Annotated in this window: 23 protein-coding genes and 1 tRNA gene; 9 read left to right on the top strand and 15 right to left on the bottom strand. The window is 58.6% G+C overall.

Annotated features, from left to right (window positions below):
- Positions 1–35 precede the first annotated feature (35 nt).
- The 10 genes from LDN04_RS04240 to LDN04_RS04195 form a co-directional block, all read right to left on the bottom strand.
- Positions 36–2660: a pilus assembly protein gene (locus tag LDN04_RS04240; protein WP_223906721.1), complete on the bottom strand. Its 2625-nt coding sequence runs from the start codon at positions 2658–2660 to the stop codon at positions 36–38.
- Between the two features lie 72 nt (positions 2661–2732).
- The gene (locus LDN04_RS04235; RefSeq protein ID WP_223906718.1) at positions 2733–3197 is read right to left on the bottom strand and encodes a PilX N-terminal domain-containing pilus assembly protein; all 465 of its coding nucleotides are present in this window, start codon (positions 3195–3197) and stop codon (positions 2733–2735) included.
- Entirely contained in the window at positions 3194–4264 is a 1071-nt protein-coding gene (locus LDN04_RS04230; RefSeq protein ID WP_223906715.1) for a PilW family protein, read from the bottom strand. The genes LDN04_RS04235 and LDN04_RS04230 overlap by 4 nt, the downstream gene beginning before the upstream one ends.
- A gap of 6 nt (positions 4265–4270) precedes the next feature.
- Entirely contained in the window at positions 4271–4723 is a 453-nt protein-coding gene (locus LDN04_RS04225) for a prepilin-type N-terminal cleavage/methylation domain-containing protein (protein ID WP_223906713.1), read from the bottom strand.
- Position 4724: 1 nt separating this feature from the next.
- On the bottom strand, positions 4725–5468 hold the full coding sequence (locus LDN04_RS04220; protein WP_223906711.1) for a hypothetical protein: 744 nt from the start codon (positions 5466–5468) through the stop codon (positions 4725–4727).
- 287 nt (positions 5469–5755) lie between these two features.
- Positions 5756–6196, bottom strand: a complete 441-nt coding sequence (locus LDN04_RS04215) for a DUF2721 domain-containing protein (protein WP_223906708.1) — start codon at positions 6194–6196, stop codon at positions 5756–5758.
- 162 nt (positions 6197–6358) lie between these two features.
- Positions 6359–6435: transfer RNA gene (locus LDN04_RS04210), tRNA-Arg, on the bottom strand.
- Positions 6436–6469: 34 nt separating this feature from the next.
- Positions 6470–8380: a selenocysteine-specific translation elongation factor gene (gene selB, locus LDN04_RS04205; protein WP_223906705.1), complete on the bottom strand. Its 1911-nt coding sequence runs from the start codon at positions 8378–8380 to the stop codon at positions 6470–6472.
- 164 nt (positions 8381–8544) lie between these two features.
- The gene (locus tag LDN04_RS04200; RefSeq protein ID WP_223906702.1) at positions 8545–10341 is read right to left on the bottom strand and encodes an ABC transporter ATP-binding protein; all 1797 of its coding nucleotides are present in this window, start codon (positions 10339–10341) and stop codon (positions 8545–8547) included.
- Between the two features lie 42 nt (positions 10342–10383).
- On the bottom strand, positions 10384–12093 hold the full coding sequence (locus LDN04_RS04195) for an ABC transporter ATP-binding protein (protein WP_223913332.1): 1710 nt from the start codon (positions 12091–12093) through the stop codon (positions 10384–10386).
- A 502-nt stretch (positions 12094–12595) separates the two neighbouring features.
- Here LDN04_RS04195 and LDN04_RS04190 point away from each other — a divergent pair.
- From LDN04_RS04190 to ccsA, 9 genes are all read left to right on the top strand, one after another.
- Positions 12596–13180, top strand: a complete 585-nt coding sequence (locus tag LDN04_RS04190; RefSeq protein WP_223906699.1) for a 4Fe-4S dicluster domain-containing protein — start codon at positions 12596–12598, stop codon at positions 13178–13180.
- A 55-nt stretch (positions 13181–13235) separates the two neighbouring features.
- The gene (locus LDN04_RS04185; protein ID WP_223906697.1) at positions 13236–14120 is read left to right on the top strand and encodes a CoB--CoM heterodisulfide reductase iron-sulfur subunit B family protein; all 885 of its coding nucleotides are present in this window, start codon (positions 13236–13238) and stop codon (positions 14118–14120) included.
- A gap of 113 nt (positions 14121–14233) precedes the next feature.
- Entirely contained in the window at positions 14234–16231 is a 1998-nt protein-coding gene (locus LDN04_RS04180) for a CoB--CoM heterodisulfide reductase iron-sulfur subunit A family protein (RefSeq protein WP_223906695.1), read from the top strand.
- Between the two features lie 135 nt (positions 16232–16366).
- Positions 16367–16867 (top strand): hydrogenase iron-sulfur subunit, encoded by a 501-nt coding sequence (locus tag LDN04_RS04175; protein ID WP_223906693.1) that lies wholly within the window; start codon positions 16367–16369, stop codon positions 16865–16867.
- A gap of 114 nt (positions 16868–16981) precedes the next feature.
- Positions 16982–17926 (top strand): 4Fe-4S dicluster domain-containing protein, encoded by a 945-nt coding sequence (locus LDN04_RS04170; protein ID WP_223906691.1) that lies wholly within the window; start codon positions 16982–16984, stop codon positions 17924–17926.
- A 141-nt stretch (positions 17927–18067) separates the two neighbouring features.
- Entirely contained in the window at positions 18068–19075 is a 1008-nt protein-coding gene (locus LDN04_RS04165) for a 4Fe-4S dicluster domain-containing protein (protein ID WP_223906689.1), read from the top strand.
- Positions 19076–19134: 59 nt separating this feature from the next.
- Entirely contained in the window at positions 19135–19980 is an 846-nt protein-coding gene (locus LDN04_RS04160) for an FAD/NAD(P)-binding protein (protein ID WP_223906686.1), read from the top strand.
- Between the two features lie 297 nt (positions 19981–20277).
- Positions 20278–20907 (top strand): DUF6448 family protein, encoded by a 630-nt coding sequence (locus tag LDN04_RS04155; RefSeq protein WP_223906683.1) that lies wholly within the window; start codon positions 20278–20280, stop codon positions 20905–20907.
- A 220-nt stretch (positions 20908–21127) separates the two neighbouring features.
- A complete protein-coding gene (gene ccsA / locus LDN04_RS04150; protein WP_223906680.1) occupies positions 21128–21847 on the top strand; it encodes a cytochrome c biogenesis protein CcsA in 720 nt (239 codons plus the stop codon).
- A 247-nt stretch (positions 21848–22094) separates the two neighbouring features.
- Here ccsA and groL read toward each other — a convergent pair whose 3' ends face one another.
- From groL to LDN04_RS16825, 5 genes are all read right to left on the bottom strand, one after another.
- Positions 22095–23744, bottom strand: coding sequence for a chaperonin GroEL (gene groL, locus LDN04_RS04145; RefSeq protein ID WP_223906676.1), 1650 nt, complete (start codon positions 23742–23744; stop codon positions 22095–22097).
- A 59-nt stretch (positions 23745–23803) separates the two neighbouring features.
- Entirely contained in the window at positions 23804–24094 is a 291-nt protein-coding gene (groES, locus tag LDN04_RS04140; RefSeq protein ID WP_223906673.1) for a co-chaperone GroES, read from the bottom strand.
- A 214-nt stretch (positions 24095–24308) separates the two neighbouring features.
- Positions 24309–24875 (bottom strand): hypothetical protein, encoded by a 567-nt coding sequence (locus LDN04_RS04135; protein ID WP_223906670.1) that lies wholly within the window; start codon positions 24873–24875, stop codon positions 24309–24311.
- On the bottom strand, positions 24869–25141 hold the full coding sequence (locus LDN04_RS16830; protein ID WP_255573245.1) for a DUF507 family protein: 273 nt from the start codon (positions 25139–25141) through the stop codon (positions 24869–24871). The genes LDN04_RS04135 and LDN04_RS16830 overlap by 7 nt, the downstream gene beginning before the upstream one ends.
- Positions 25142–25196: 55 nt before the next feature.
- Positions 25197–25484 carry a DUF507 family protein gene (locus tag LDN04_RS16825; RefSeq protein ID WP_255573244.1) on the bottom strand — a complete coding sequence of 96 codons (288 nt, stop codon included), beginning with the start codon at positions 25482–25484 and terminating at the stop codon, positions 25197–25199.
- Between the last annotated feature and the right edge of the window lie 113 nt (positions 25485–25597).

Below are 25597 nucleotides of genomic sequence, written 5' to 3'. Positions count from 1 at the left end.
CGCAAAAAAGCCGGGCTAAAAAGCCCGGCTTTTTTTCACTTGAGTTGTCGCCAGCTGAGTACTCCGAATCGTTTAAGTTTACCTATAACTACTGGTGGTTTAGTCGGATCATTAGGATCTATACTTACAACAGTTCCATCGTCTGTTACAATAATTTCCGGAGGTAAAGGCGGACCAGGTATACCGCCAGGTGGAGGGATTATGTTCACTTTTTTTCCTGTTTCCATTTCCTGGTGAAACGGCCAGTTTATACCCCCCGACGAGCAGGGATCAGTCGAAGGGACAAAAGTGTTGAAGTTAATCAACCCTGCTATGGCAACGGGGTTGGTAACAACCCGTTCCCCGGTGATGGGGAGGTTAAGATACCAACCGTTCGCGCCAACGGGATTATTTGAGACATTGCGATCGGTTATTATCCCGCCGGATGTAACCTGTGTTACGGTTTGCTGGCCCAGATCACTCTTGGTCAACATCCCTTCGTTTGTCGCCTGGGCATTTGATGGGGTGGCGGTAGTGGAAATGTCATCATAGACCCCGTAAAAACTCTGGGTCTGAGTCGTTGCGTTGTCTCCCGTCTCGTAGTACTTTCCCGTGCCGAAGAAGACGATCTGGTAGCCGACCCGCTGTGATATGGCTGGCCGCGTGGTAATCGGCTGGGGAGCTCCGCCAGGGTCTGTAGCCTTGAAGAGCGCTACCGGCGAGCCGGACTTCCTCCAGGCAACATCCCAGTTGGCGATGGTATCGCTCGTTACATCGAATTTCCAGAGGTGCCCCTTGAGGTCGCCAGCGTAGAGATAATCGGTATACCCGTCATTGTTCACATCAACGGCTGCAGATGTTGCCAGTCCGTTCTGATAGGCCCCACCGTTCGTGTTGCCGTCCACGACGATCTCACGAAGAATGGTCCCGGTTGCGAGATCGGCGATGATCAGTGAGGCGGCTTTGCTGGTCGCGGCCCCCTCATAGCCGTTGGGAAGCACCGTCACCCACCGGAATTTCTCGGGCTGGGAATTGTCCTTGAGCTTGAGGATCAAGGGAGTGCCGAAAGAGTATCCAAGTCCGTTGGCAGATGACGCGTTGATTTCCCAGAGGGGGACAGGGTTCTTGGGATCGGTGATATCCAGTGCAAAGTAGCTTTTGCCCCCTTCCCGCAGTCCGCAGACGGCGATGGAGTGCCAAGCGGCGGATGGGTCGACAGTACCGCTCGTATTCTTTGACTTGATGTAGGCGTCACCCACGGTGATCATCCCGTTCACGTAGTTGGTATGGGTATAGGGTATGCTCCGGAGAAGCTTGAGCTTGTTCAGGAGACTGGCGGGGATGAATGCCCACTCTTCGTCCCCCGTATCGACATTGAAGGCATGGAGCATCCCGTCGTTGGCCCCCACAAGGACCAGTGACTGCCGGGCGGCATTGTTTTTCCGGAAAACTTGATAATCATGGTCAGTGTAGAGTTTGTTGGGGGGGGCATACTTGAGCGGCGAGGAATAGATGATGTCACCCAGTTTGTTTGTTCGTGTCCGGTAACCTGAAATGGCGTCGCCACGCACATAGCTTATCCAGTTTGTGGAGAAGTTGGTGAAGTTTGCAGCCGTTGCGATGTTCGCCTGGTTGGTAGTGGTGAAATCGGTCCGTTTATTGCCCGACGGGGTTCCAGCGGTGTAAATAACACGGGATGCAGTTGTCCTGCTGTTGAGGCGAGCGCCCGCTTCCCAGAGAGGAGTGCTGCCGATGCGATTAGCGGTTGCAGTGTCTAGCTGGTAAGCCTCCAGATAACCGCTCCAATCGGTGGAATCGAATATCGGTTTATAATTGCTGTTGTCCGAATCCAGAAAGAGACTCGCTCTTGTGCCAGTTGTTGCAGTCGATACCATGCCGATAATGGTGTTGACTACCGATTGCAGGGAGCTTGCGAGGGCAGCCTCGTTTGCGGCAGTATAGTACTGCCCTCCGCCGTTTGTCGCCGCCGTTTGCAGTATGGGGACGTTGACTGCGAACCCGACGGTGTAGGTGGTGATGGTGGAACCGGGGTACGCTGCCACGGCGGGATGTTCATGCATGTATTTTGCTACTTCGGCGAGGCGGCTCACGCTCGACGTATCGCATCCGTAGGTGCTGAAGTCCCCCTTGTAGCAGAAATCCCTCGTCGGTTCGCCATCGGTCACGATAATGACAAAGCTCTTCTGGCAGCTGGAAGTGATGGGACTCGAATAGGAGACGCCGGAGTTGTAGGAAGAGGAGCTCCCCTTGAAATATTGCCAGATTTCCGCAAGGGTCTCGCCCAAGGGGGTAAATGTTTCCGCATTGATGGCATTGACAGTTGCATCCACGTTTGCCGCCGTAAGTTCGCCGCATTTCATGACGACACGGCCGCCATTGTCCGTATTGAAAATCGTCAGGCCGAACCTGACGCCGGAAGTCGACTTTACGAGGTTGCTGACCACCCTTCGTGCGGATACAATCTTTACTGCACCGTCTACGCTTTGACTCATACTCCCGGAGTTGTCCAGCAGGATCATGATATTGGGCTGGTTGCTGTTTACCAGGTAGAGGGGTGTCTGGGATATTGCTGCCAGGGAAACAGCCGCTGCTATGGCGCAAAAAACAAGCGTAGTTGCAAGAAAAGTGCTTTTTTTTAAAAGATAGGCGTTATTGCCCATTCTTATCTCCTGCTAACAATGAACCTTGGTTACGCTTCGACCGTCTGAATGTAGTGCATTTGACCTTGATAATTATAATGCCCCAGCTGTTAGTGTCGTTACGATTTGCGAACGTTTTTTTGTGGTGCCGTCCCTGCTCATTCCTTCGGAGGTGATCCGCAAAACAGGAATTTGAAACGACGCATCCATCCCTGGATCCGACATGGACCCAATGTACTCGATGTAATAGTGATATTTTGCTTCCCCAATCGTGGTATTAGGTGACCATGATGGCGGCTCTGCTATCGTACCTGGTAGTGCAGGGTCATAATACCAACTGCGCGAATATTTCCTGTCATCTCGACAGTTCCGAAGCCCTTCCCTGAGCCCCGCTTCCGCTGCGTAAAATGCCTTCTGTCCTTCCTGGTAGTTCCGGCTGAACAGTATTTCGATAATTGTTGTTCTATGAAGTACTGCCACGAGGATCGACAGGACCATGAGAAACAGCAATGCCATGGCCAGCGCTGCCCCCCGCTCGTTTCGCAGTAATGCGTTCATGGAGTATTCCGCATAGCCAGGTTGCGCAGGGAGACCATGGTGCTCATGGTCATCCGGCGATAGCCTCCGCCGCTGTAAACCTTACCGTTGCCCAAGGGTCCCGTCAACTGGAAGGCCTGGGTTGACTGGTATCGGGGGTCGGGCTTTGCCGTCCTGGCGATAATACTGATTCGCGCTCCCCTTACGTCCTTGACATCGTGACTCGAACCTGTCGAGGAGTCCATGTCGTCTCGCCATGTGCCGTCCTTGAACTGGTACCTGACCTGCAAATCCTCGATCCCCGTCGCCACAAAATGGCGCTGTGTTTGCTTCGTTGTACTCGACCATTCGTTCCGGACAAGTTTATCGCCATCGAGGAAGTACGTAACTCTCTTGATATCGTTCGCACTGAGGCTCAGCACCGTACTCCCCCGCTTTTTGTAACCACCAGCGGGGAAAAGTTCGGTCGCGTTCGGAGGGTTATAGGGATACTTGGTGCCGGAAGCATGACTAATCCAGTTGCCAGGGGCGGGAACGTTGGAAACTTGCAGCAAAGAAGCAGGTCTGGTTTGGTCCTCCGGATTGTATATGAGAAAAAGATCCGATTCCTTATAATCCGTGGTCAGTGTTGAGGAGCTGACGAGCAGATTATTCGGTTTCGACGAGGGGTAGTCGGCGGACAAGGTTACTTGCGCTGGTTTTTCCCCTCCTTTTTCTTCGTCGGTAGGCGATGTGGGGTTCTGATAGAGAATCGTTATGCTGTCGGGACCGCCGCTGCCCCCATCTCCCCACTGCACCATGCCCCATGTGGTTATCGTTGGCGTTCCAGTGTAGACATTGATTTTCAGGTTGCCGAGATTTGCCAGGCCACTACCGGCCATCTTGATATCCCGCTCCATGAAAGACATGGCGAGCCTGGCCTGTTGCTGCATCCTGATGGTCGTATCCCGTTCGCTGTACTCCCGCTGTCCCGTGATGAATGTCACCGTGAGACCGGTGGTGACCAGACCAAGGATAACGATGACAATGAGTACCTCCACGATGGAGTACCCTTTATCTGAAATTTCGCCAAGTAGTAGTTTCATCATCCGTGCCTAGTATTCATTCCGCATGGTCATGACAAACGTTCGGGTCTTAGTTGTGACCTCACCAATCGTGGCATTCCAGCTTACGGTGGCGGTGATGGTTTTCGTTCCCGTTTGCGGCGTGTCGTTCTCGATTCGCCATTTCCGGGTAAATCCAACTGCCGAGACTCTCGCCGTCGTGTAGTTAACGAATCCCCCCGGAGCCGGGAGGTTACTGTAACCGAGGGTCTGTGCCCGTTCCAGCATGTCCTGGCCCAGGCTTGCGGCCGTGGTCATGTCCCGGGTGAAGCGCCCCGAGGCGGCCGATCCCCAGAGGACGGTGAAGACCGCCAGGAATCCTATCATCATCAGCACGAGGGCTACCAACAGCTCGATCAGGGTGAACCCCTGCTGGCGCGCCAGGCGATTCGTTATCGTCACCGAATGGGCAACGGCGTGCCGCTTTTCACTCATTTCCGCCATGCTAGCGTTTTCCCGCCTGGTAAGGGGCACATTTCTTTTCCGCCGCTGCGAAGAGGTCCATCATTTCCTGGGCTGTTTCCGGTGGGGATTTTCCGTCAAGTTGCCGTTCCATGCATTCTGCGTAATTACGGTACCGTTCAGGCTTTTCCTCTGCGGAGGCAATGCTCTTTCCGGCTGTCTGACGCACTGGAGATGGTATGCGCATGGTTTGTTTCTTTTTGGGTAGGAGGTGCTTCCTGCTGACCTCAGTCTCTCTCTCGCCGGTTTCCAGTTCCTCATCCTTCACCAGCTTCCCCTTCCGGTCAGGGTTGTCCGTGAAATAGATGCTGCCGTCCCGTGTTGGCACCTTGTAGACGACCGTCGGCGGTGGAGGCTCTACGGCCGGTGCAGCGGTTTCTTCTTTCGTGCCTGCTGGGGAATTGATCCCCGACGTCTTGTCCGCATCCTTTGCCTCTCCACTAACCCCCGCTTTTTCTCCGCCCTTGCCTGGTTCTTTTCCGTCGGGTTTGCCGGTAGCGGCAGGCTTTTCCTCCAACCGATCCCCCTTCTCGGGACCAGGAAGCACGAACCCTTTCGCCATGAACACCACGCCGAATTCATTCAACTTGGGAACGGTCGTATGGCATGCATCGCATTTCATATTGAACTTCTGCGCAAAAGTTGTAATGGCATACGCGGTTCCGCTGAAACCGGTTACGATGACGGCGGCAATCGCAGCTGTGCAGAGGATCGAAAGCCTCCCCATATTCACCTCTCTCTACCCGTGAAACGGTCGTCTCGGACCGTCGTTGGCTGTTCCCGAACTGCAAAGAGAAACCAAGAAGATTAGTTTTATGCAATATTGCTACCAGTTATAGCCTAACATGGTGAATTTATCTACATTTTTTTGAATGTGCCGCGACAGGTGCAGCTTGAGGAGATAAAGATGAGAATTAATATTTCATGGAGTTATTCGGCGTCGCGGATAAACCGCTAGCGTAAGCATTGGTCGCAGCGGCCGGTGGTCATATACGGATTTTCCGCCCTCCCCCGTCAGTGCGGCCCAATCCGTAGATTGGCGGTAGCAACGAAAACTTCCCGAAGAAAACTGAGAAGTGCCAAAACCAGTGACAGCATAGCTATGATGAACAGAACAGCGACAGGGATCGTGATATTGAAACTGAAAAAGTCACCCAGGAACAGGATTGCAATGACCGCGCAGACCAGGAGAGCCGCTGTGGTGGAGAGGGTGATAGCGAGATATATGAGTTTAGAGCGGCGCGACAGGTTAGCAAGTTGGGAGTGTATCTTCGCTATTCCCTCGGGGGGCGTGCTTTCAAGTTTGCCCTCCAGGTTGCGGGCTCGGTCGATGATGCGGCCCAACCGGTTCGTCGTTACTGTCAGCAACGTGCCGATTGCCGTAAGGAGGAACACCGGGGCGATGGCCAACTGAATGACGTGGGCGATGGTGCCCATGTTTGATAGTTCATGCATGAAATTCCTCCCGGCGGGTGTCTGTGTGTACTCACTAAGCTAGAAGGCAAGTAAGGTTCAGTAATGCGCCCGGCTTCACCCTACCCCACAGCATGAAGGTTATACCAAAGGTTACACAAATGAAAAAAGCACCGAGATAATTATCTAAGTGCTTGTTTTAAATGGCGCGCCCGGAGAGATTCGAACTCCCGACACCCAGGTTCGAAGCCTGGTGCTCTATCCAGCTGAGCTACGGGCGCGTGATGATGCCGATGGTGATGTTTCTTCCGTTCCCTACCCTTTTCGCAGCACCCGCTTGTCGCCGACCCGTATGGTCAGCTTTTCGCCGTCGAAAAATTCCAGCAGGGGAATCATGAACTTGCGGGAGAGGCCGGTCAATTCCCGGAAGTCGGTGGGGGTGATCTCCTTTCTCTCCTTCAGGTAGACGATGAGTTTTTCCCGGATGGCTGCGACGGGGTCCGGCGCGTAGAATAGATCGCTCTTGACCTTGACGGCGCGCCCCTCCCGGACCAACAAGTTGAGATGCCCGAGGACATCCTTTTCACCGCAACCGGCGGCATCCGCGAGTTCCCTGACGGTTGGCGGCTCCATCTCCCCCTTGCGGAGGAGGTCGGCGATCCGCTCCTGTACCTCGGCTTGGGCGGTGGAGGGGATTCCTTTGCGGCCGGGGAGCTTGACCAAGTCGCGTTCCACCACTACCTTACCATCCTTTTCAAGCAATGCCAAGAGCGGACCGAAGAAACGGGGGTCGCTCCGTTTCGGCAGACGCCCCTTCAGTTCCTCCTTGCCGATCCCTTCCCTCAGTGGGTTGTCCCGCAGGAAGCGTTCCAGTTCGCCGAAAAGAAGTTCCTGCAGATCGGCGAAGGCGCCCTTCCCTAGGAAGATGCGCGGTTCCCTAACCACTTGGATCAGGGTGCCGTCCGACAAGAGCGGCGCCAGGGCTGCATCTGCCTGTTTGAGGGGGAGTCCACTCCGGGTGACGATTTCCTGGATTGTAATCCCGGAGTAGAGGTTCTGGGCAACCAACAGGTTGACCTTAAGCCGGTCGTCGTCTCCGGCAAGGGAGTTGAGAAGGTTCAGCGCCTCCGTGGAACGGCGCCGACGTCTTGCCGGGGCCGGGTCGAGCACCCGCCCGCCGCCGACCGTAGCCGGGGGCGAAAAGGTGCGGAGAACGAAAGGGTCGCCGGGAAGGAGCAGGACGGGGTGCTCCAGGCGAAGCTGGGCAAAGGCGGATTCCCCCGGTTTGAGCGTATCCCTGTCCAGCAGTATCACCTGTGCCGGCACCTCGTAGGTGGCGGAATGGAGCCTCAGGGTGGCCCGATGCTTCAGGTTGCGGGGGGCCGAGGGAAGATGGACGAGCATGGCGTCCACGGTACGGGTGGTGCGGAATGCGTCGGGAGAGACAACCACGTCGCCGCGTCGGACCTCCGTATGCTCCACCCCCTGGAGGTTCACTGCCACCCGCTGGCCGGCGGCACCCTTCTCCCCTTTGCTGCCATGGCTCTGCACTCCCCTCACCCGTGTACGGATCCCGGACGGGAGGAGCTCCACCTCGTCACCGACGGTGATGGACCCGCTCAGCAGCGTGCCGGTCACAACGGTGCCGAAGCCGGTGACGGTGAAGACGCGGTCCACGGGGAGCCGGAACGGGCCGGCGCTCTTCTTCTCTTCCATGTCGACGGCCAGCCGGGCAAGCTCCGCTTTCAGCTCAATCAGGCCGGCGCCGGTGCGGGACGAGACCGGCAGAATGGCCGCCCCTTCCAGAAAGCCCCCCGCCAGGTATTCCTTCACCTCCTCGATGACCAGCCCGAGCCACTCCGGGTCCACCAGGTCGCTCTTGGTCAGTGCCACCAGCCCCTTCTTTACCCCCAGCAGCCGGCAGATATCCAGGTGCTCCCGGGTCTGGGGCATGATCCCCTCGTCGGCAGCGATGACGAGCATCACCAGGTCCATCCCCCCTACCCCGGCCACCATGGTCCGGACGAACCGTTCGTGTCCCGGAACGTCGACGATGCCGAACTGCACGTCCCCCGGCAGTTCCAGATGGGCGAACCCGAGTTCGATGGTGATGCCGCGAGCCTTCTCTTCCGGCAGTCGGTCGGTATCGATGCCGGTCAGGGCCTTCACCAGCGAGGTTTTGCCGTGGTCGATGTGGCCGGCGGTGCCGAGGATGAGGTGTTTCATGGGTATCTCCGGTTAAAGTCAAGGCAGTTTACCACAGAGGACTCGGAGGGCGGCAGAGGAATAACGAGGCCATTACATATCGAAGTCAACGTCATTTGAAAAAATACGTAGTGTGATGATTTTTGCGAAAACTGCTGTGTCCTCTGTGGTTAAAAATAAATGCGTCAATCCCTGAACTGCAGCTGGTAGAGCCGGTAGTAGAGCCCCCGCATCGCCAGCAGCTCCTGGTGGCTTCCCTCCTCCATTTTTTCCCCTCGGTGGATGACGACGATTCGGTCGGCGTCCTGGATGGTGGAGAGGCGGTGGGCGACGACGAGGGAGGTACGCCCCGTCATGAGCCCCCGGAGCCCCTCTTGGATGAGCCGTTCGCTGGTCGTGTCTATGCTGGCCGTAGCCTCGTCGAGGACGAGGATCTCCGGATCGAAGGCGACCGCCCGGGCGAAGGAGATGAGCTGCCGCTCTCCTGCGGAGAGATTCACCCCCCGCTCCCGCACCTCTTCCCGGTAGCCGTTGGGAAGCTGGCTTATGAAGCGGTCGGCGCCGACGATGTGCGCCGCCTCCTCTACCCGCCGGCGGGCCCTCTCGTCACCTAGGGAGATGTTGAATTCGATACTCCCCGTGAAGAGATAGGGGTCCTGGAGTACCACGCCGATCCGACTGCGCAACTCATTGAGAGGGATATCCCGGATGTCGGTGCCGTCGAAGGAGATGATCCCCCGCTGCACGTCATAGAGGCGCGACAGGAGGCGGGTGACGGTGGTCTTTCCCCCGCCGGTTTCTCCCACGAGCGCTACGGTCTCCCCTCGACGGAGGGAGAGGTTGAACCCCTTCAGTACGTAGTCGTAGCCGCTATAGGCGAACCAGACGTCGTGAAACTGGATAGTCTGGACGGGAGGAACGGTGGTGGGCGCTTCTTTCTGCGCTCCCGGGTCGTACATTTTTCCCGTTGGCACCTCCGCTTCTTCTCGGTCCAGCAGATTGAATATCCTCTCCAGCGCCGCCATCGCCCCCTGCATGATCGAATACTTGGCGGACAGGTCGCGGATGGGGGAAAAGAACTTCTCGATGTACTGGATGAAGGCGACCAAGGCGCCGAAGGTGAGGGCACCCTGAAGAATCTCCCCTCCGCCGTACCAGACGATGATCCCCACCGCCACCGAGGAAAGGGTTTCCACAAGGGCGTAGAGGGCTGCATCCCAGCTGATGACCGGCAGATTGGCGTCCCGGTAGGCGGCATTCAGCCGGGTGAACTCCTCCTGTTCTCGGGCCTGCCGGTTGAAGAGTTGCACCACCGCCATCCCGCCAATGCTTTCGGCCAGGAAGGCGTTGAGGTTGGCGAGCCGCGCCCGCACCTGGCGGAAAGCTTCGCGCATACGGCGGCGGAAGGTAAAGGCGACCCAGACGAGGAGCGGGAGCACGGAGAAGGTGACCAGGGACAGCTTCAGGTTCATCCAGAGCATGATGCCGATGATCCCGATCAGCACCATGATATCGCCGACGATGGTGATGATTCCGGCGGCGAACATCTCCCCGAGCACCTCCACGTCGCTGGTGAGCCGGGTTACCAGGCTGCCGGTGGGGGTCCGGTCGAAAAAGGCTGCAGGCATACGCTGGACATGGGTGAAGAGTGCCAGGCGCAGGTCGAACATCACCTTCTGCCCCACGTACTGGAGGAGCCAGACCTGGGCGTAAGTGAAGAGTGATTCGGCGAGGATAAGGAGAATGAACCAACCCGCCAGGAGCGGCAGCCCCTCCATCTGGCCTTTCACGATGTGGTTGTCGATGGCCAGCTTGAGGAGGTAGGGCTGTGCCAGCCGCGCCGCCGCCATGGGGGGGAGCAGGATGAGCGTCACCGCCACCAGCAACCGGTAAGGGCGCAGGTAACCGATGAACCGTCCCATGAGGCGCCGGTCGTAGGCCTTGCCGACTATTTCGTCTTCGTAGATGCCGCCGTAGTGCATAAGAGCCTTTTATCTTGTTGCTGTGTCTCGGGGCAGACTTTATTACAGCCTTTCGATCTCCGCCCGCAGCTGCTGTTCATGCCAGGTGGCTGCATAGCGCCCGCCCATGGCCAGCAGGTCCTCGTGGCTTCCCTGTTCCACCACCCTTCCCGCTTCCAGCACCAGGATCAGGTCGCACTCCCGGAGGGCGGAGAGGCGGTGGGAAACGATGATGACGGTCCGGTCGCCGTAGTAGCCGCCCAGACTTCCCAAAATCTCCTCCTCGGTGCGGGAATCGACGGCGGAGAGGGGGTCGTCCAGAATCAGGATGGCTGAATCCTTGAGGAGCGCCCGGGCGATGGCCGCCCTCTGTTTCTGGCCGCCCGAAAGGGTCACCCCCCGTTCCCCCACCAGTGTATCGTAGCCGTCAGGGAACCGGTGCACGTCATTTTCCAGGCTGGCGAGGCGGGCAGCTGTGGCGATCTCCTCCGGGGCAGCATCTTCCTTTCCGTAGCCGATGTTGTCCCTGATACTGCGGGAGAAGAGGAAGCTCTCCTGGGGGACGAAACCGATGGCGTCACGGAGGCGGGCGAGGGGGATACGGTTGACATCGATGCCGTCGAGGAAGAGCCGGCCATCGGCCACCGGGTAGAGACGGGGGATGAGCCGAACCAGGGAAGACTTGCCGCTCCCGACCGGACCGGCGATGCCGACCTTCATGCCGGGTTTGATGGTCAGGGAGATATCTGCAAGGAACGGCTCATCGCCATAGGAAAAGGCCAGGTTTCGAAATTCGATCTCTCCCCGCAACCGCTCCACCGGTGCCGGTTCGGTCGGTTCCGTGACCGTTCCCCTCGCTTCCAGCACGTGGTTCAGCCGCGACATGGAGGCGGCCCCCCGCTGCATGAGGTTGAGTATCCACCCCATGACGATGGTTGGCCAGATGAGCATGGCGAGGTAGCCGTTGAAGGCGACGAAATCACCGAGGGTGAAAGTACCGGCGATGACCCGGCTGCCACCGAGGAAGAGGACGATGAGGGTGCCGAACGCCCCGGCGGAGGCCATGACCGGAATCATCCACCCCCGAAGCCTCGCCATTCCCATGTTGCTTTCCAGGTAGCGACTGTTGATCTCCCGAAATGCGTCGATCTGAGCGGCCTCCCGGCAGTAGGCCCGGACCACGGCGGCGGCGGAGACGTTTTCCTCCACATGGCTGGAGAGCCTGGCCAGCTCTTCCTGGGCACGTTTCGAGCGACGGAACATGGAGGCACTGAGGCGTTTTACGATCAGGATCATGAGCGGAAAGGGGATGATGGCGAAGGCGGTCAGGCTCGGACTGATGCGGACCATGAGGAAGAGGGCGGCCACGTAGATGATCACCGTGTTGATGACGTTGAGGACACCAAACCCCATGAGCATCCGGACGTTGGTCAGGTCGTTGGAAAAGCGGGAGAGAATATCCCCCGTCCGTTCCCGGCTGAAGTAGGGGAGGTCGAGGTCGAGGAGCTTTGCGTAGAGCTCCTCGCGGAGCTGGAACTCGATGCGGCGGGCGGCATGGAGCAGGGTCGTGCGGGAGAAGATGCGGATGATCCCCTGGAGCAGGGCGGCGGCAATGATGAGCAGGGCGTAGTACACGGAGGAATGTGGCGCCTTCAGGGGAAACTGGAGCCCTTCAACCGCCAGTTTCATCAGCCAGGGGATGAGAAGGGCGCAGCTGTTGGTACCGAGGAGGAAGAGCCCCCCCAGGAGGTAGGTCCCCCGGCGTGACCGCATGTAGCGGTAGAGTCTGGCAAGTTCGCTAATGGTCCGCTCCGTATATCCATTGGCCTGGTTTTGCGACGACAGTTCCAGTTTTAATCCATTTACCCCCCCCCTGTCAAAGTCTTTGCCCGGTATCCATTCTCTTGTTGCCATTTTGTTACCGAAAAGGGTATAGTTCTCATGAGAGTGATGGGGAAGGTTATATGTGCATTTTTGTGTCCACTGTTTTATCATGACCGACGAACGCCTAAATAGTTGTTGACAAATGAATTTCCGGTATGCTATTGATTTTTACTATAATTAAATATGTAGTCGTAACCACCACAAAATAACCGGGTTATTGTTTTGTTGAATTTTAGCAATACTAAAAGAGCTGTCCAGAGCCGATAACCGCATCTTCCCGTCCCAGGCGCCTGCCACCCTTCTCCCGTCGCGCCACGTTTCCCCTTCCCCTGCTGTCTATCGCCTGACCATCCATGGATTCACCCTGCGCCGGGGCAGGAAAGGAGTTTCAGTGAAGAACTCAAAAATGCACCTCTCCACCGAGACCATGAACCTCGGATTCGTGCGGAAGGTGGAGGCCCTTTCCGGCAGTTCGGTACGCCGCTGTTTCCAGTGTGGTAAATGCTCCGCCGGTTGCCCCATGCGCACCTTCATGGAGCACCCCCCCAACCGGATCGTCCGTCTGCTCCAGCTCGGCCAGTGGGAGCGGGTACTTGCCGGTCGCTCCATCTGGTACTGCGCCTCCTGCGAGACCTGCTCCACCCGCTGTCCCAACAAGGTGGACCTGGCTGCCATCATGGACGCCCTGAGAAAGCTCTCCTGGGACGCCAACGGCCCCTCCAAGGAGAGCTACGTCCAGCTTGCCAACCGCCTGTTCATCGAGAACATCAAGACCTACGGCCGCCAGTACGAGATGCGGCTTGCCGCTGTCTTCAACATAAAGAGCGGCCAGTTCATGAAGGACTTCCTCCTTGGGCCCAAACTCCTCACCAAGGGGAAGCTGAAAGTGTTCCACCAGAAGAACCGGAACATCGGTGAGATCGAGCAGATATTCTCCCGCATCGAGGAGATGCGGAAAAAAGGTGAAGCACCGTGATAAAGACCGGGACCCGGGACCCGGGACGCGCGACTTGTAAAAGGACAGGAAGATCATGACGAAGAACCTGCTGAACTATTCCTACTACCCCGGCTGCTCCCTCCATGCCTCGGCCAAGGAGTACGACGAGTCCACGAAAGGGGTGTTCAAGGCCCTGCGGATCGGCTTGAAGGAAGTGCCCGACTGGTTCTGCTGCGGTGCCACCCCGGCCCACAACGTGGACGAGCTGTTGTCCCTCTCTCTCTGTGCCAAGAATCTCTCCCTCGCCGACAATGTGGAGGGGGACCTGGCGGTTGCCTGCGCTGCCTGCTTCTCCCGGCTCAAGACTACCCAGCACCGGCTGACGGAGAACGATATCAAGCGAAAGCAGGTGGAGACAGCCATTGCCGGCTCCGTTTCCCTGGAAAAGCCAGTCAAGCACCTGCTGGAGATCCTGGCGAAGGACTACGGCCTTGACAGGCTCGCCGACGCGGTCAAAAAGCCCCTGACCGGTCTGAAGGTTGCCACCTACTATGGCTGCCTCCTCACCCGCCCCCCTGATGTACCGGAACTGGACTGTTGCGAAGCGCCGACCATCATGGAGAACGTCATAGCAGCCACCGGAGCTGAGCCGGTCTCCTGGAGCCACCGGCTGGAGTGCTGCGGGGCCAACTTCACCCTGTCGCGCCCTGGCGTGGTCCTCAATCTCTCCAACGCGATCCTCGCCTCCGCCAAGAGAGCCGGCGCCGACTGCATCATGGTCGCCTGCCCCCTCTGCCACGGCAACCTGGACATTCGCCAGAAGGAGATTGAAGAGGCCAACGGCACCCGCTACGGGATGCCGGTGTTCTACATGACCCAGCTCCTCGGCCTGGCGGTAGGGGTGCCGACGGGGAAACTGGGGCTCGAAAGCATGATCGTCAACCCGTTGCCGCTTCTGCGGGAGAAACAACTGCTTTAACCACAGAGGGAGCGGAAGAACCCCGAGAAAAGGCAAAAACTTTCGGGCTTATCGGGGTTGCCTCCGATATCCTCTGTGTCCTCTGTGGTAAACGATTTTTTTTGAGGTTTTACATGTCCAGAATCGGCGTTTTTGTCTGCCACTGTGGTGAGAACATATCGAGAACGGTTGACGTGGAGCGGGTGGCTGAGGCTGCCGGTCACATCTCCGGCGTGGCCTATGCCACCGACTACAAGTACATGTGCTCCGATCCGGGGCAGGGGCTCCTCAAGAAGGCGGTGGCTGAGCACAAGCTGGACGGACTTGTGGTCGCAGCCTGTTCCCCCCGCATGCACGAGAAGACCTTCCGCAATGCTGCGAAGGCTGCGGGCCTGAATCCGTTTCTCTGCGAGATGGCCAACATCCGCGAGCATTGCTCCTGGGTCCACGAGGACCGGGAGGAAGCGACAGCCAAGGCGATCGACATCGTAAGGCTTATGGTGGAACGGGTGAAGAAGGACAAGGCACTCCAGCCGATCACCGTTCCCATCACCAAGCGGGCGCTCGTCATCGGTGGCGGCATCGCCGGCATCCAGGCAGCCCTGGACATTGCCGATTGCGGCCACCAGGTGCTCCTGGTGGAGCGGGAACCTTCCATCGGCGGCCACATGGCCCAACTTTCCGAGACGTTTCCCACCCTGGACTGCTCCCAGTGCATCATGACCCCCAAGATGGTGGACGTGGCCAACCACCCCAACATCAAGCTCTACACCTGGTCCGAAATAGAGAACGTCGACGGCTATATCGGCAACTTTCAGGTTACCATCCGCAAGAAGGCCCGCTCCGTCGACATGGACAAGTGCACCGGCTGCGGCGTCTGCATGGCCAAGTGTCCCCAGAAGAAAATCAAGAGCAAGTTCGACTGCGGTCTCGGCACCCGGCCGGCCATCTATGTCCCGTTTCCCCAGGCGGTCCCCAACGCTCCGGTTATCGACCGGGAAAACTGCACGTACTTCAAGTCCGGCAAGTGCGGTGTCTGCGCCAAGGTCTGCGGTCCCGGTGCCGTGGATTATGACCAGCAGGACGAGCTTATTACCGAACCGGTGGGGGCCATCGTCGTCGCAACCGGATTCGAGCTCTACAGCATCGCCGAAAAGCCGAAGGGCTCTTCCATCAAGGGGTACGGGGAATTCGGCCATGGCACCATCCCCGATGTCATCGACGGGATGACCTTCGAGCGCCTCGCCTCGGCCAGCGGCCCCACCGGCGGCAAGATCCTCCGTCCCTCGGACGGAAGGGAGCCGAAACAGGTGGTCTTTGTCCAGTGCGTCGGTTCCCGGGCAAGGGAGAAGGGGATATCCTACTGCTCCAAGGTTTGCTGCATGTACACCGCCAAGCACACCATGCTCTACAAGCATAAGGTCCATGACGGACAGGCCTACGTCTTCTTCATGGATGCCCGTACGCCGGGGAAGAGCTACGACGAATTCTGGCGCCGTGCGGTGGAGGAAGAGGAAGCGGTCTACATCCGCGGCATGGTCTCCCGCCTCTATCAGAAGGGGGACAAGATCGTGGTCATGGGGAGCGACGTGCTGGTCGGCGTCCAGGTGGAGATCGAGGCGGACCTGGTGGTCCTCGCCACGGCGGTTCAGCCCCGGCAAGGAGCCGATTCCCTGGCCCAGAAACTCGGCATCTCCTACGACACGTACAATTTCTACTCCGAGGCCCATGCCAAGCTGAAGCCGGTGGAGTGCGCAACGGCCGGGATATATCTGGCAGGTGCCTGCCAGGGACCGAAGGATATCCCGGACACCGTCTCCCAGGCCTCCGCCGCCGCGGCCAAGGTGATGACCCTCTTTGCCAAGGACCAACTGGAGCGGGAGCCGATTGTGGCGCGGGTCAACGAAAGGAACTGCGTCGCTTGCTTCTACTGCAAGAAGGTCTGTCCTTACGGCGCTGTGGAGGAGAAGGAAATTCGCGACCGGCAGGGGAACCTGGTCCGGGTGGTGGCCTACGTCAACCCCGGCGTCTGCGGCGGCTGTGGTACCTGCCAGGCAACCTGCCCGTCCAAATCCGTGGAACTGGACGGGTATACGGACGAGCAGGTCATGGCAATGATCGAAGCGTTATGAACGAGTGATTTTCCGCCAGCTCGGCGTCAGACTTCGCTCCTTCTTGTGCGACGTAGCGCTGCTACGTCTCCGCGCCGGAACTTGCCTTCCTTGATCTGACGAAAACTTGCTCGTTCCGAATGATGTGAGGAAATGATGCACGAAACCAAAGAAAAACATGACTTTGAACCGAAAATAGTTGCCTTCGTCTGCACCTGGTGCACCTATGCCGGCGCGGACCTGGCCGGGACGAGCCGGCTCCAGTACCCGAGCAACGTCCGGGTTCTCAAGTTTCCCTGCACCGGGCGGATCGACCCGGTTTTCATCCTTCGCGCCTTCCAGCGCGGTGCCGACGGGGTGCTGGTTTCCGGCTGCCATCCCGGCGATTGCCATTACATGGCGGGGAACCTCCATGCCCGGCGCCGGTTTGCCGCTTTCCGGGGGCTGCTGGACTTCGTCGGCGTCGACCTGAACCGCCTCCAGTTTTCCTGGGTCTCGGCTGCCGAGGGGGGAAAATGGGTCGAGGTGGTGACGGAGTTGACGGAGCGGATCCGCGCCATGGGTCCGATGGAAGAGTTCAAGACGCTGGAGACGGAGGAGTGCTGGTCGGGTGCATTGGCTACCCCGGAACTGCAAGAGGCGTACAACCAAATTTAACAGAGATAATCAGGATCTTCAGGATTAAGAATGTTTAGATTCAACAACAATAAAAAACTATTGGGTTTTATCCTGACTATCCTGAACATCCCTGTTAATTGAAGGGTTACAGTTATGAACAGAGCAGAGAAACTTGAAACGGCCATCCCTATCGACACCTCCTGCTATGCCGCCGTCACCGACGCTATCCGGAACGAAGCGGCCCGGATTCTCTCCGACGGGACGGTAACTGCGGTGGTGGGGTACAAGGCCGGTCGTCGTGCCGGCACCACCATGCCGGCCATCGTCACTGATCCTGAAAAGGCCGGCGACCTGATCTTCTCCCCTGCCTGTGTCAACAACCTCGCCCTCTACCTCACCAAGGCGAAGAAGGACGTGGTCAAAAAAGGGCGGATTGCCATCGTCGCCAAAGGGTGCGACATGCGCGCCCTGGCCGGCCTCATGGGGGAATCCCAGCTGAAACGGGAGGAGGTCTTCATCATCGGCGTGGTCTGCGCCGGGGTGAAGGGGAGCGGGGCCGGTAACGGCGAGCCGCTTACCACCGGGAATCTTGCCCGCAAATGCCGGGAATGCACCGTCCACACGCCGGAGGGGGCCGACCTTACCGCCGGGACCATGCCCTCACTGCCGGAGCTGACGCCGGTGGAGGCCCGGGAGATGGCCCGGCTGGAGGCCATGACGCCGGCGGAGCGCTGGGAGTTCTGGAAGGAACAGTTTTCCCGCTGCGTGCGTTGCATGGCCTGCCGCCAGGTCTGCCCCTTCTGCTACTGCGAGCAGTGCCTCTGTGACAAGAACCGCCCCCAGGCTGTGGAGAGCACTCCCCGGCCGGCAGGGAACATGGCCTGGCACATCGTCCGTGCCATGCACCTGGCGGGGCGCTGCGCCGGCTGCGCCGAGTGCGAGCGGGTCTGCCCCATGGACATCCCCCTGAACCTCCTCAACCGGAAGATGGCTCAGGAGATGAAGGAGCTGTACGGATTCGAGACGGGACTCCAGCCGGTGGAGAAGGGGCCGCTGGCGGAGTACAAGGACAACGACGACCAGAGCTTCATAAAATAGGGAAGCGGCCCTTTTTCGCTCACTCTGCGTAAGTCTTCGGGATAGCTTGTGCGGCGTACTTCCAGTACGCCTCCGCGCTCTCCCTCGACAGCCTTGATTGAGCGAAAAATTGCTCGCTTCAAAAAGACATCGAGAAATCCTATGCCGAAAATGATTACCGAACAGAACCTCCGCCTCCTCGTCGACACCCTCGTTAAAGAGGGTGCCCGGGTGGTGGGCCCCAAACAGGCCGGGACCATGACCCTCTACGAACCGCTGACGAAGGGGGACGATCTGGTCCTGGATCAGCTGCCGCGCCGTTCCGCCAAGGAGGCGTTCTTCCCCGTCTGTGAGACCATCCTCTCCTTCGAGAAAAAAGAGGGAAAGACGACGGTGCTAGATGTGGATGTGTGCGCCGTTCCGGAGACGGTGCTGTTCGGCGCCCGACCCTGCGACGCGGCGGCGCCGGGAATCCTGGATGCGGTCTTTTCCTGGGACTATAAGGACGAATTCTTCCTGGAGCGGCGGCGCCGGACCACCATCATCGGCCTTGCCTGCACGAAGGCCGACGACGCCTGCTTCTGCACGGCGGTGGGGCTTTCCCCTGCCGATATGAAGGGGTCCGACCTCTTCCTGACGCCGCTGGAAGGTGGGGGATTCTCCTGCGAGGCGCCGACGGAGAAGGGAGAGCGCCTCATGGCGCGCTATCCCCAGCTCTTCAACGAGACAGACAACGCAAAACCCCTCCCCCCGGCGGAACCGGCGGTGGAGAAACTCGACCTGGAGAAGATCAAGACGTGGCTCGACGGCAACTTCGAAAGCCCCATCTGGAACGGCATCGCCGATCGGTGCGCCGGCTGCGGCGCCTGCGCCTTTCTCTGCCCCGCCTGCCACTGCTTCGACATCAACGACGAAGGAACCGCCGACAAGGGTGAACGCCGCAAGCACTGGGACGCCTGCGGTTTCGGCAAGTTCACCAACCACGCCTCCGGTCACAACCCACGGGACATCCAGAACAAGCGCTACCGCAACCGGATCATGCACAAGTTCAAGTACTACGACGACAAGTTCGGCCAGACCCTCTGCACCGGCTGCGGACGCTGTATCCGCCACTGCCCGGTGGGCATCGACATCTACGAAATCCTGGACAAAATCGGCTCTGGGCACTAGGCACTGGGCTCTAGGTTTTCCTAAAGCCCCGTGTCTGACGCCTCGTGCCTGGAGTTATCATGTGCGAACACGGTAAAAACATCTACATGCCCCACCTCGCCACTATCGAGGCGATGCGCGACGAGACGTCCGACATCCGGAGTTTTCGGCTGGTGTTCCAGGACGAACAGGTGCGGGAGAGTTTCACCTTCCGGGCCGGCCAGTTCGCCGAGTACTCCGCCTTCGGGGCCGGCGAGTCCACCTTCTGCATCGCTTCCTCTCCCACCAGGAAGGGGTACATCGAGTGCTGCTTCCGCTCCGTGGGGCGGGTGACCGATGCGCTCCGCTCCCTGGAGGTGGGGGACACCGTCGGCGTCCGTGGTCCCTACGGTAACTCCTTCCCCATCGAAGAGTTCTACGGCAAGAACCTGGTCTTCGTGGCCGGGGGAATCGCCCTGCCGCCACTCAGGACGGTGATCTGGAACTGTCTCGATCTCAGGGACAAGTTCGGTGACATCACCATCGTCTACGGTGCCAGGAGCGAGGCGGACCTGGTCTACAAGCACGAGTTGAAGGAGTGGGAGGAGCGGAGCGACGTGAACCTCGTCAAGACCGTCGATCCCGGTGGCAACGGCCCCACCTGGGATGGCAAGGTCGGCTTCGTGCCAACCATCCTAGAGGAGGCGGCCCCTGCTGCAGCCAACACCATCGCCCTGGTCTGTGGCCCCCCCATCATGATCAAGTTCACCCTTCCTGTACTGGAGAAACTCGGCTTTTCTGACGAGGCGATCTATACCACCCTGGAGAACCGGATGAAGTGCGGGCTGGGGAAGTGCGGCCGCTGTAACGTGGGGAACGTCTACGTCTGCAAGGACGGGCCGGTATTCACGGCGAAGCAGGTGAAGGCGATGCCCCAGGAGTTCTGAGATTCGCCGGGGGTAGAGAAGATGAAGGGTCCGGCAGGTGTGCCGGGCCCTTTTTTTGTGAAATCGCACTTTTTTGACCTGGCTCAAAGAAAATCTTCTGCCCGATGATAAGGTTGATGACAGGATAGGAGGTGGGGGAAATGCCACCGCCGGGGATTTACGGGGATTATTTTCCCATGGGAGGTGCGGTATGGAAATTATCGTGGCATTAATGGCAGGGATCTGGTCGGTGGTTATCGCACTCGCGTTTTGTCCGTTTCGGCAGGAACGTTGAGCAGGGGGAAAAGGAGGTCGTCCGTGGAAACAAAGGTGCAACGCTGCATGAAAGCAATGGTAGGGGCGATCGCTGTCGGTCTGCTGCTGGCGGGGGCTGAATCGGCCTTGGCCCATTGCGATACGCTTGACGGGCCGGTGGTGGTTGATGGACGGAAGGCCCTGGAGAAGGGGGATATGACGCCGGTCCTGAAGTGGGTAAAGCCGGAGGTCGAAGGGGAACTCCGCGACGCCTTCAAGCTGGCCCTGACGGTGCGCGGCAAGGGGCCGGAGGCGCGGGAACTGGCTGATCATTACTTCTTCGAAACCCTGGTTCGGGTCCACCGGGCAGGTGAAGGTGCTCCCTATACGGGTCTGAAGCCGGCCGGCGAAGTGGAGCCGGCCATCGCCATGGCGGACAAGGCGGTGGAAAGTGGCGCCGGTGACCAACTGGCGAAGCGGATTGCCGAGCATGCGGCCAAGGGGATCAAGGAACGCTTTGCTGAAGTCGCGGCGAAGAAGAAGCATGCGGAGGAGAGCGTGGCCGCCGGCCGGGAGTACGTGGCGGCCTACGTCGAGTTCATCCACTATGTGGAGCGGCTGCACCGGGACATCGTGGGTGAGGGTGCCCACCATGGCGAAGGAGGAGGCGGGGCACTGGAGCATAAACACTGACCTTTCTTTTGCAGGATTACGATATAAAACGGCCGCTCTTCCTTGGAGGAGCGGCCGTTTCCTTTCCGGGGACCAAGGGGGGAAAAGATGCTTAAATGTAGGGGAACGGCCTGCCGTGGCAAGCATATTTGTGCAGTGGCAAATTTCTCTTGACCCCCCCAGCCCGCCGGGTATAGTTGTGCCGATTGTATTGATTCCCAATCTGGCTGGTGAATAACGGATGAAATGGCTTCTCCTTCTCTCCTGTGCTCTCTACCTGTTCGGCGGCTTCAGGCGGCCGTTCCTGGTCACCGGGCTGGTGGCCGAGCTCACCTATCTGGCCCTGCGTGGCCACGACCTGGGGCGGTTGCCGCTCGTTGGCCCCCACGACACCCTGGTCTTTTTCTCCACCTCCATACCCCTCATGGCGCTACCCTTCCTCTTCGCCGCTCCCCTGCGGCAGTCCGATCGATTTGCCTGGCTGGTTGGTTTCACTGCGGCGCTCTTCGCCCTCATGGCCCTTCCGTTCAGGAGCTTCAACATGCCGCTGCCGCCGATCCTGGACATATACTGGTTCGAGCTCCACGTGGCGCTCGCCTTTTTTGCCTATGCCCTGTTCACCATCGGTGCCCTGCTCGGCGCGCTCTTCCTCATGCGGAACGAGCGGCCGCTCCTTGACCTCCAGTACCGGGCGGCCCTGGTAGGGTACACGTTTTTCTCCGCCTCCATGGTGTCGGGGGGGATCTGGGGGTACTATGCCTGGGGGACCTACTGGCTCTGGACCCCCAAGGAGTTCTGGACTTCTATCCTCTGGCTCTTTTACGCGTTCTACCTCCACATCCGGCTCAAAGGTCCCCAATGGGAGCGGGCCGTGGCCTGGGGAGGGATCGTTGGCTTCGCCGTGACCCTCTTCACCTACCTGGGGGTCAGCATGCTGATGAAGAGTTCCCACAGTTTTTGACCCCCTTTGGGTCTGAAAACCACCACAGAGAAGTGGTTTGCAAAAGGTAATGTGGATAGACGAAATAAAAAAGGGAGCGACCGTTTGGTCGCTCCCTTTTGCTGTTTTAGGCAAAGTCAGAAGCGTGGATTTTTCGATAAGCTCTAGGCGCTCAAGGGATTGGGCGGAGGCGTACTGGAAGTACGCCGCACAACCAGTCCCGAAGAGCAACGACGAGATTGCGGAAAAGCAGCGCTTCCTATTGAATTTACATCATTCCGCCCATTCCACCCATTCCGCCCATACCACCCATGCCGCCGGGCATTGCCGGCATGGCGCCTTCGTCCTTGGGTTTCTCGGCGATCATCGCCTCGGTGGTCAGCATCAGACCGGCGATGGAAGAGGCGTTCTGCAGGGCGCTGCGGGAGACCTTGGTCGGGTCGATGATGCCGGCCTTGATCATGTCAACATACTCGTCATTAGCGGCGTCGTAGCCGAAGGCGTCCTTGCCGTTCTTCACCTTGTCCACCACGATGGAGCCATCGACGCCGGCGTTCTGGGCGATCTGGCGGATCGGCTCTTCCAGTGCGCGCTTGATGACGGTGACGCCGAACTGCTGCTCGGTCGGGAGGGAGAGCTTGTCGAGGGCGGACATGGCGCGGAGGTAGGCAACCCCACCACCGGGGACGATCCCCTCTTCGACGGCGGCGCGGGTTGCGTGCAGTGCGTCTTCAACGCGGGCCTTCTTTTCTTTCATTTCCACTTCGGTGGCTGCACCGACCTTGATGACGGCAACGCCGCCAACCAGCTTGGCCAGGCGCTCCTGGAGCTTTTCACGGTCGTAGTCGCTGGTGGTTTCCTCGATCTGGGCGCGGATCTGCTTGACCCGTCCCTGGATGTCGACTTCCGAACCGGCACCGTCGATGATGGTGGTGTTGTCCTTGTCGATGGTGAGCTTCTTGGCGTTGCCGAGCATGTCCATGGTGGTGTTTTCGAGCTTGAAGCCGATCTCTTCGGAGATCACCTTGCCGCCGGTGAGGATAGCGATGTCTTCCAGCATGGCCTTGCGACGGTCGCCGAAGCCGGGGGCCTTGACGGCGCAGATGTTGAGGACGCCGCGCAGCTTGTTGACCACCAGGGTGGCCAGTGCTTCGCCATCGATGTCTTCGGCGATGATGAGGAGCGGGCGGCCGGACTTGGCGGTCTGCTCCAGTACCGGGAGCAGGTCCTTCATGTTGGAGATCTTCTTGTCGTGGATGAGGATCAGGGCGTTGTCCAGTTTCGCTTCCATCCGCTCCGGGTCGGTGACGAAGTAGGGGGAGAGATAGCCGCGGTCGAACTGCATCCCTTCCACGGTCTCAAGGCTGGTTTCCATCGACTTGGCTTCCTCGACGGTGATGACCCCTTCCTTGCCGACCTTCTCCATGGCCTGGGCGATGATGTCGCCGATGGTCTTGTCGTTGTTGGCGGAGATGGTGCCGACCTGGGCGATTTCCTTGTGGTCCTTGATCGGTTTGGAGAGGGTTTTCAGCTCGCCCACGAGGGTTTCGACTGCCTGGTCGAGACCGCGCTTGATCTCCATCGGATTGTGGCCGGCGGCAACCAGCTTGGCTCCCTGGCGGTAGATGGCCTGGGCGAGGACGGTGGCGGTGGTGGTGCCGTCACCGGCAATGTCGGAGGTCTTGGAGGCCACTTCCTTCACCAGCTGGGCCCCCATGTTCTCGAACTTGTCATCCAGCTCGATTTCCTTGGCGACGGTCACGCCGTCCTTGGTGATGAGGGGGGCGCCGAAGGACTTATCGATGACCACGTTGCGTCCTTTGGGGCCGAGGGTTACCTTGACGGCGTCGGCCAGGGTATTGACACCTTTCAGGATGGCGTTTCTGCCGTCCTGGTCGAATTTTATGATCTTAGCCATGTTGTACTATCCTCCTTGGGGTAATAACTGATTGATGGTGTTACCGCACGGTGGTGCGTTTACTTTTCCAGGACGCCGAGGATGTCGTCTTCCCGCATGATCAGGTAGTCCTGCCCGTCCAGCTTGATCTCGGTGCCGGCGTATTTGCCGAACAGCACCTTGTTGCCAACCTTCACGTCCAACGGGAGAATCTTGCCGTCCTCGGTGACTTTGCCTTTCCCGACCGCAACCACTTCCCCCTGCTGGGGCTTTTCCTTGGCGGTGTCGGGAATCAGTATTCCGCCGGCGGTTTTTGTCTCCTCTTCCAGTCTCTTCACGATAATACGGTCCTGCAATGGTCTCAGATTCATCAGCTGCATCTCCTTTCTGCGTGGGTTTTGTAATAGATTGTGTTGGCGAAAAAAATATTAGCACTCGAAACCGCTGAGTGCTAATCGCTGGGTAAATATAAACAGGCCGCCGGTAAAAATCAAGTCATTAATCGAAAAAAATTCCTGTGGCCTGGTTGGTTGATGAACTGGCGGAGGTCGGTGCGTTTCTTCACGGCTTGGCGAGACGCTGGTGCTACCGCTTCTGGAGTGCCTTGAGGGTCTGGACAGTCATTTCGTGGGCCAGGCGTGCTGCCAGACGATCCCGTTCCACGGCGAGGGTGGAGCGGTCGTGGTCGAAGAAGCTTTCCAGGGGAATATAGACCTCCATGGACGGTTCTTTCTTTCCCACTTCGTAGAACTGGAGCCGGGCCTTGACCCGCAGTTCGGTGGAGCAGCAGCCGGAGTTCTCGATGTAGCTCCAGATTTCGCCGGTAATGTAGAACTGCTTGGCGAGCCATTGCTGGTTGACGTTCTTCAGGTCTTCCTTGATGATGGAGAACCAGGTGGCGTTGGTCTGGGCGTGGTTGTCGTTCAGGTCGTCCACGTAGGAATTGAATACGGTATCGCTGAAATTTTCAGGCACCAGGGTGGTGACGAAGGGGACGATGTAGACCGCTTCCTGTTCCGGTCCCTTCTTGAAGTCGGGGGTAACGGAGACTTTCGTTGCGGGACCGCAGCCAGTCAACAGCAGCACCACGAGAAGGGCGAGGTGTGAGGAAAGCCTGCATTTGACAAGAAACCGTAGGCGTGACGTTACCATTTTCGCTTGACCATCTCTTCCTGATAAAATTTCTGGTAGAGGATTTCCCAGTCCCTGCTCCCCGGAACCTTGGCCTGGCTGTAAGATGCAAGTTTTTTCCGGACCGCTTCGTCCACCTCTGCCGCCAGGTGGAAAAAGGTGGCGATGGTATCCTTGACCGACTGCAGGGCACGGGCTTCATCGGGGAAATCGGCCAGGTCGTCCCGCCAGATCTTTTCTACGATGCGGTGGGCCAGGTGGGAGATGCGGTCTTCGCTTACGTGCATGGGGAACCCCGATGAATGGTGAAAAGTAAAAGGTAAAACGTGAAAAGAAAACGGATCAAAGGACGATTTTGCGTTCCTTGGCCAGTTTCTCCTTGATCATCCTGAGCATCTTGTGCCGGTCGATACCGCTGGCGGCGCTTCCCATGGAGCGGAGGGTCTGTTCCAGGAGGTTTTCCGCATCCTTTTCAAGAGTCGCTTCCATCGAGAGGTCTGAGGCGATGGCTCCCTTGATGCCGGCCAGGATCGCCCCCCGCTCCCGCTTGAGACGAATGAGATCGGCGGTGGTGAGATCGGCGAGAATTTTGTCGGCCAGTTTGGCAATCTGCTCGTCCTTGAGGCGCACTGTTCCCCCGCTAACATAAAAGTAGGTGTATATTACTGAATCCCCACAAAAATGCAACCAATTCCCGGAGGAGAATTAGCCCCTTGCATTAAAGATGGCACGGCGTTACAATG

This window comes from Geobacter sp. AOG1 (assembly GCF_019972315.1).
Classification (GTDB): domain Bacteria; phylum Desulfobacterota; class Desulfuromonadia; order Geobacterales; family Geobacteraceae; genus Geomobilimonas.
The sequence above is the reverse complement of the archived record's forward strand: the minus strand, read 5'-3'. Positions and strand labels throughout refer to the sequence as shown.

Coding starts and splice junctions, on each gene's coding strand:
- groL (WP_223906676.1), bottom strand. CDS start 23,744: ATGGCTAAGATCATAAAATTCGACCAGGACGGCAGAAACGCCATCCTG.
- LDN04_RS04135 (WP_223906670.1), bottom strand. CDS start 24,875: ATGGTAACGTCACGCCTACGGTTTCTTGTCAAATGCAGGCTTTCCTCA.
- LDN04_RS04175 (WP_223906693.1), top strand. CDS start 16,367: ATGCACGAAACCAAAGAAAAACATGACTTTGAACCGAAAATAGTTGCC.
- LDN04_RS04185 (WP_223906697.1), top strand. CDS start 13,236: ATGACGAAGAACCTGCTGAACTATTCCTACTACCCCGGCTGCTCCCTC.
- LDN04_RS04215 (WP_223906708.1), bottom strand. CDS start 6,196: ATGCATGAACTATCAAACATGGGCACCATCGCCCACGTCATTCAGTTG.
- LDN04_RS04195 (WP_223913332.1), bottom strand. CDS start 12,093: ATGCGGTCACGCCGGGGGACCTACCTCCTGGGGGGGCTCTTCCTCCTC.
- LDN04_RS04220 (WP_223906711.1), bottom strand. CDS start 5,468: ATGGGGAGGCTTTCGATCCTCTGCACAGCTGCGATTGCCGCCGTCATC.
- groES (WP_223906673.1), bottom strand. CDS start 24,094: ATGAATCTGAGACCATTGCAGGACCGTATTATCGTGAAGAGACTGGAA.
- ccsA (WP_223906680.1), top strand. CDS start 21,128: ATGAAATGGCTTCTCCTTCTCTCCTGTGCTCTCTACCTGTTCGGCGGC.
- LDN04_RS16830 (WP_255573245.1), bottom strand. CDS start 25,141: ATGCACGTAAGCGAAGACCGCATCTCCCACCTGGCCCACCGCATCGTA.
- LDN04_RS04160 (WP_223906686.1), top strand. CDS start 19,135: ATGTGCGAACACGGTAAAAACATCTACATGCCCCACCTCGCCACTATC.
- LDN04_RS04230 (WP_223906715.1), bottom strand. CDS start 4,264: ATGATGAAACTACTACTTGGCGAAATTTCAGATAAAGGGTACTCCATC.
- selB (WP_223906705.1), bottom strand. CDS start 8,380: ATGAAACACCTCATCCTCGGCACCGCCGGCCACATCGACCACGGCAAA.
- LDN04_RS04200 (WP_223906702.1), bottom strand. CDS start 10,341: ATGCACTACGGCGGCATCTACGAAGACGAAATAGTCGGCAAGGCCTAC.
- LDN04_RS04225 (WP_223906713.1), bottom strand. CDS start 4,723: ATGGCGGAAATGAGTGAAAAGCGGCACGCCGTTGCCCATTCGGTGACG.
- LDN04_RS04170 (WP_223906691.1), top strand. CDS start 16,982: ATGAACAGAGCAGAGAAACTTGAAACGGCCATCCCTATCGACACCTCC.
- LDN04_RS04240 (WP_223906721.1), bottom strand. CDS start 2,660: ATGGGCAATAACGCCTATCTTTTAAAAAAAAGCACTTTTCTTGCAACT.
- LDN04_RS04180 (WP_223906695.1), top strand. CDS start 14,234: ATGTCCAGAATCGGCGTTTTTGTCTGCCACTGTGGTGAGAACATATCG.
- LDN04_RS04235 (WP_223906718.1), bottom strand. CDS start 3,197: ATGAACGCATTACTGCGAAACGAGCGGGGGGCAGCGCTGGCCATGGCA.
- LDN04_RS04165 (WP_223906689.1), top strand. CDS start 18,068: ATGCCGAAAATGATTACCGAACAGAACCTCCGCCTCCTCGTCGACACC.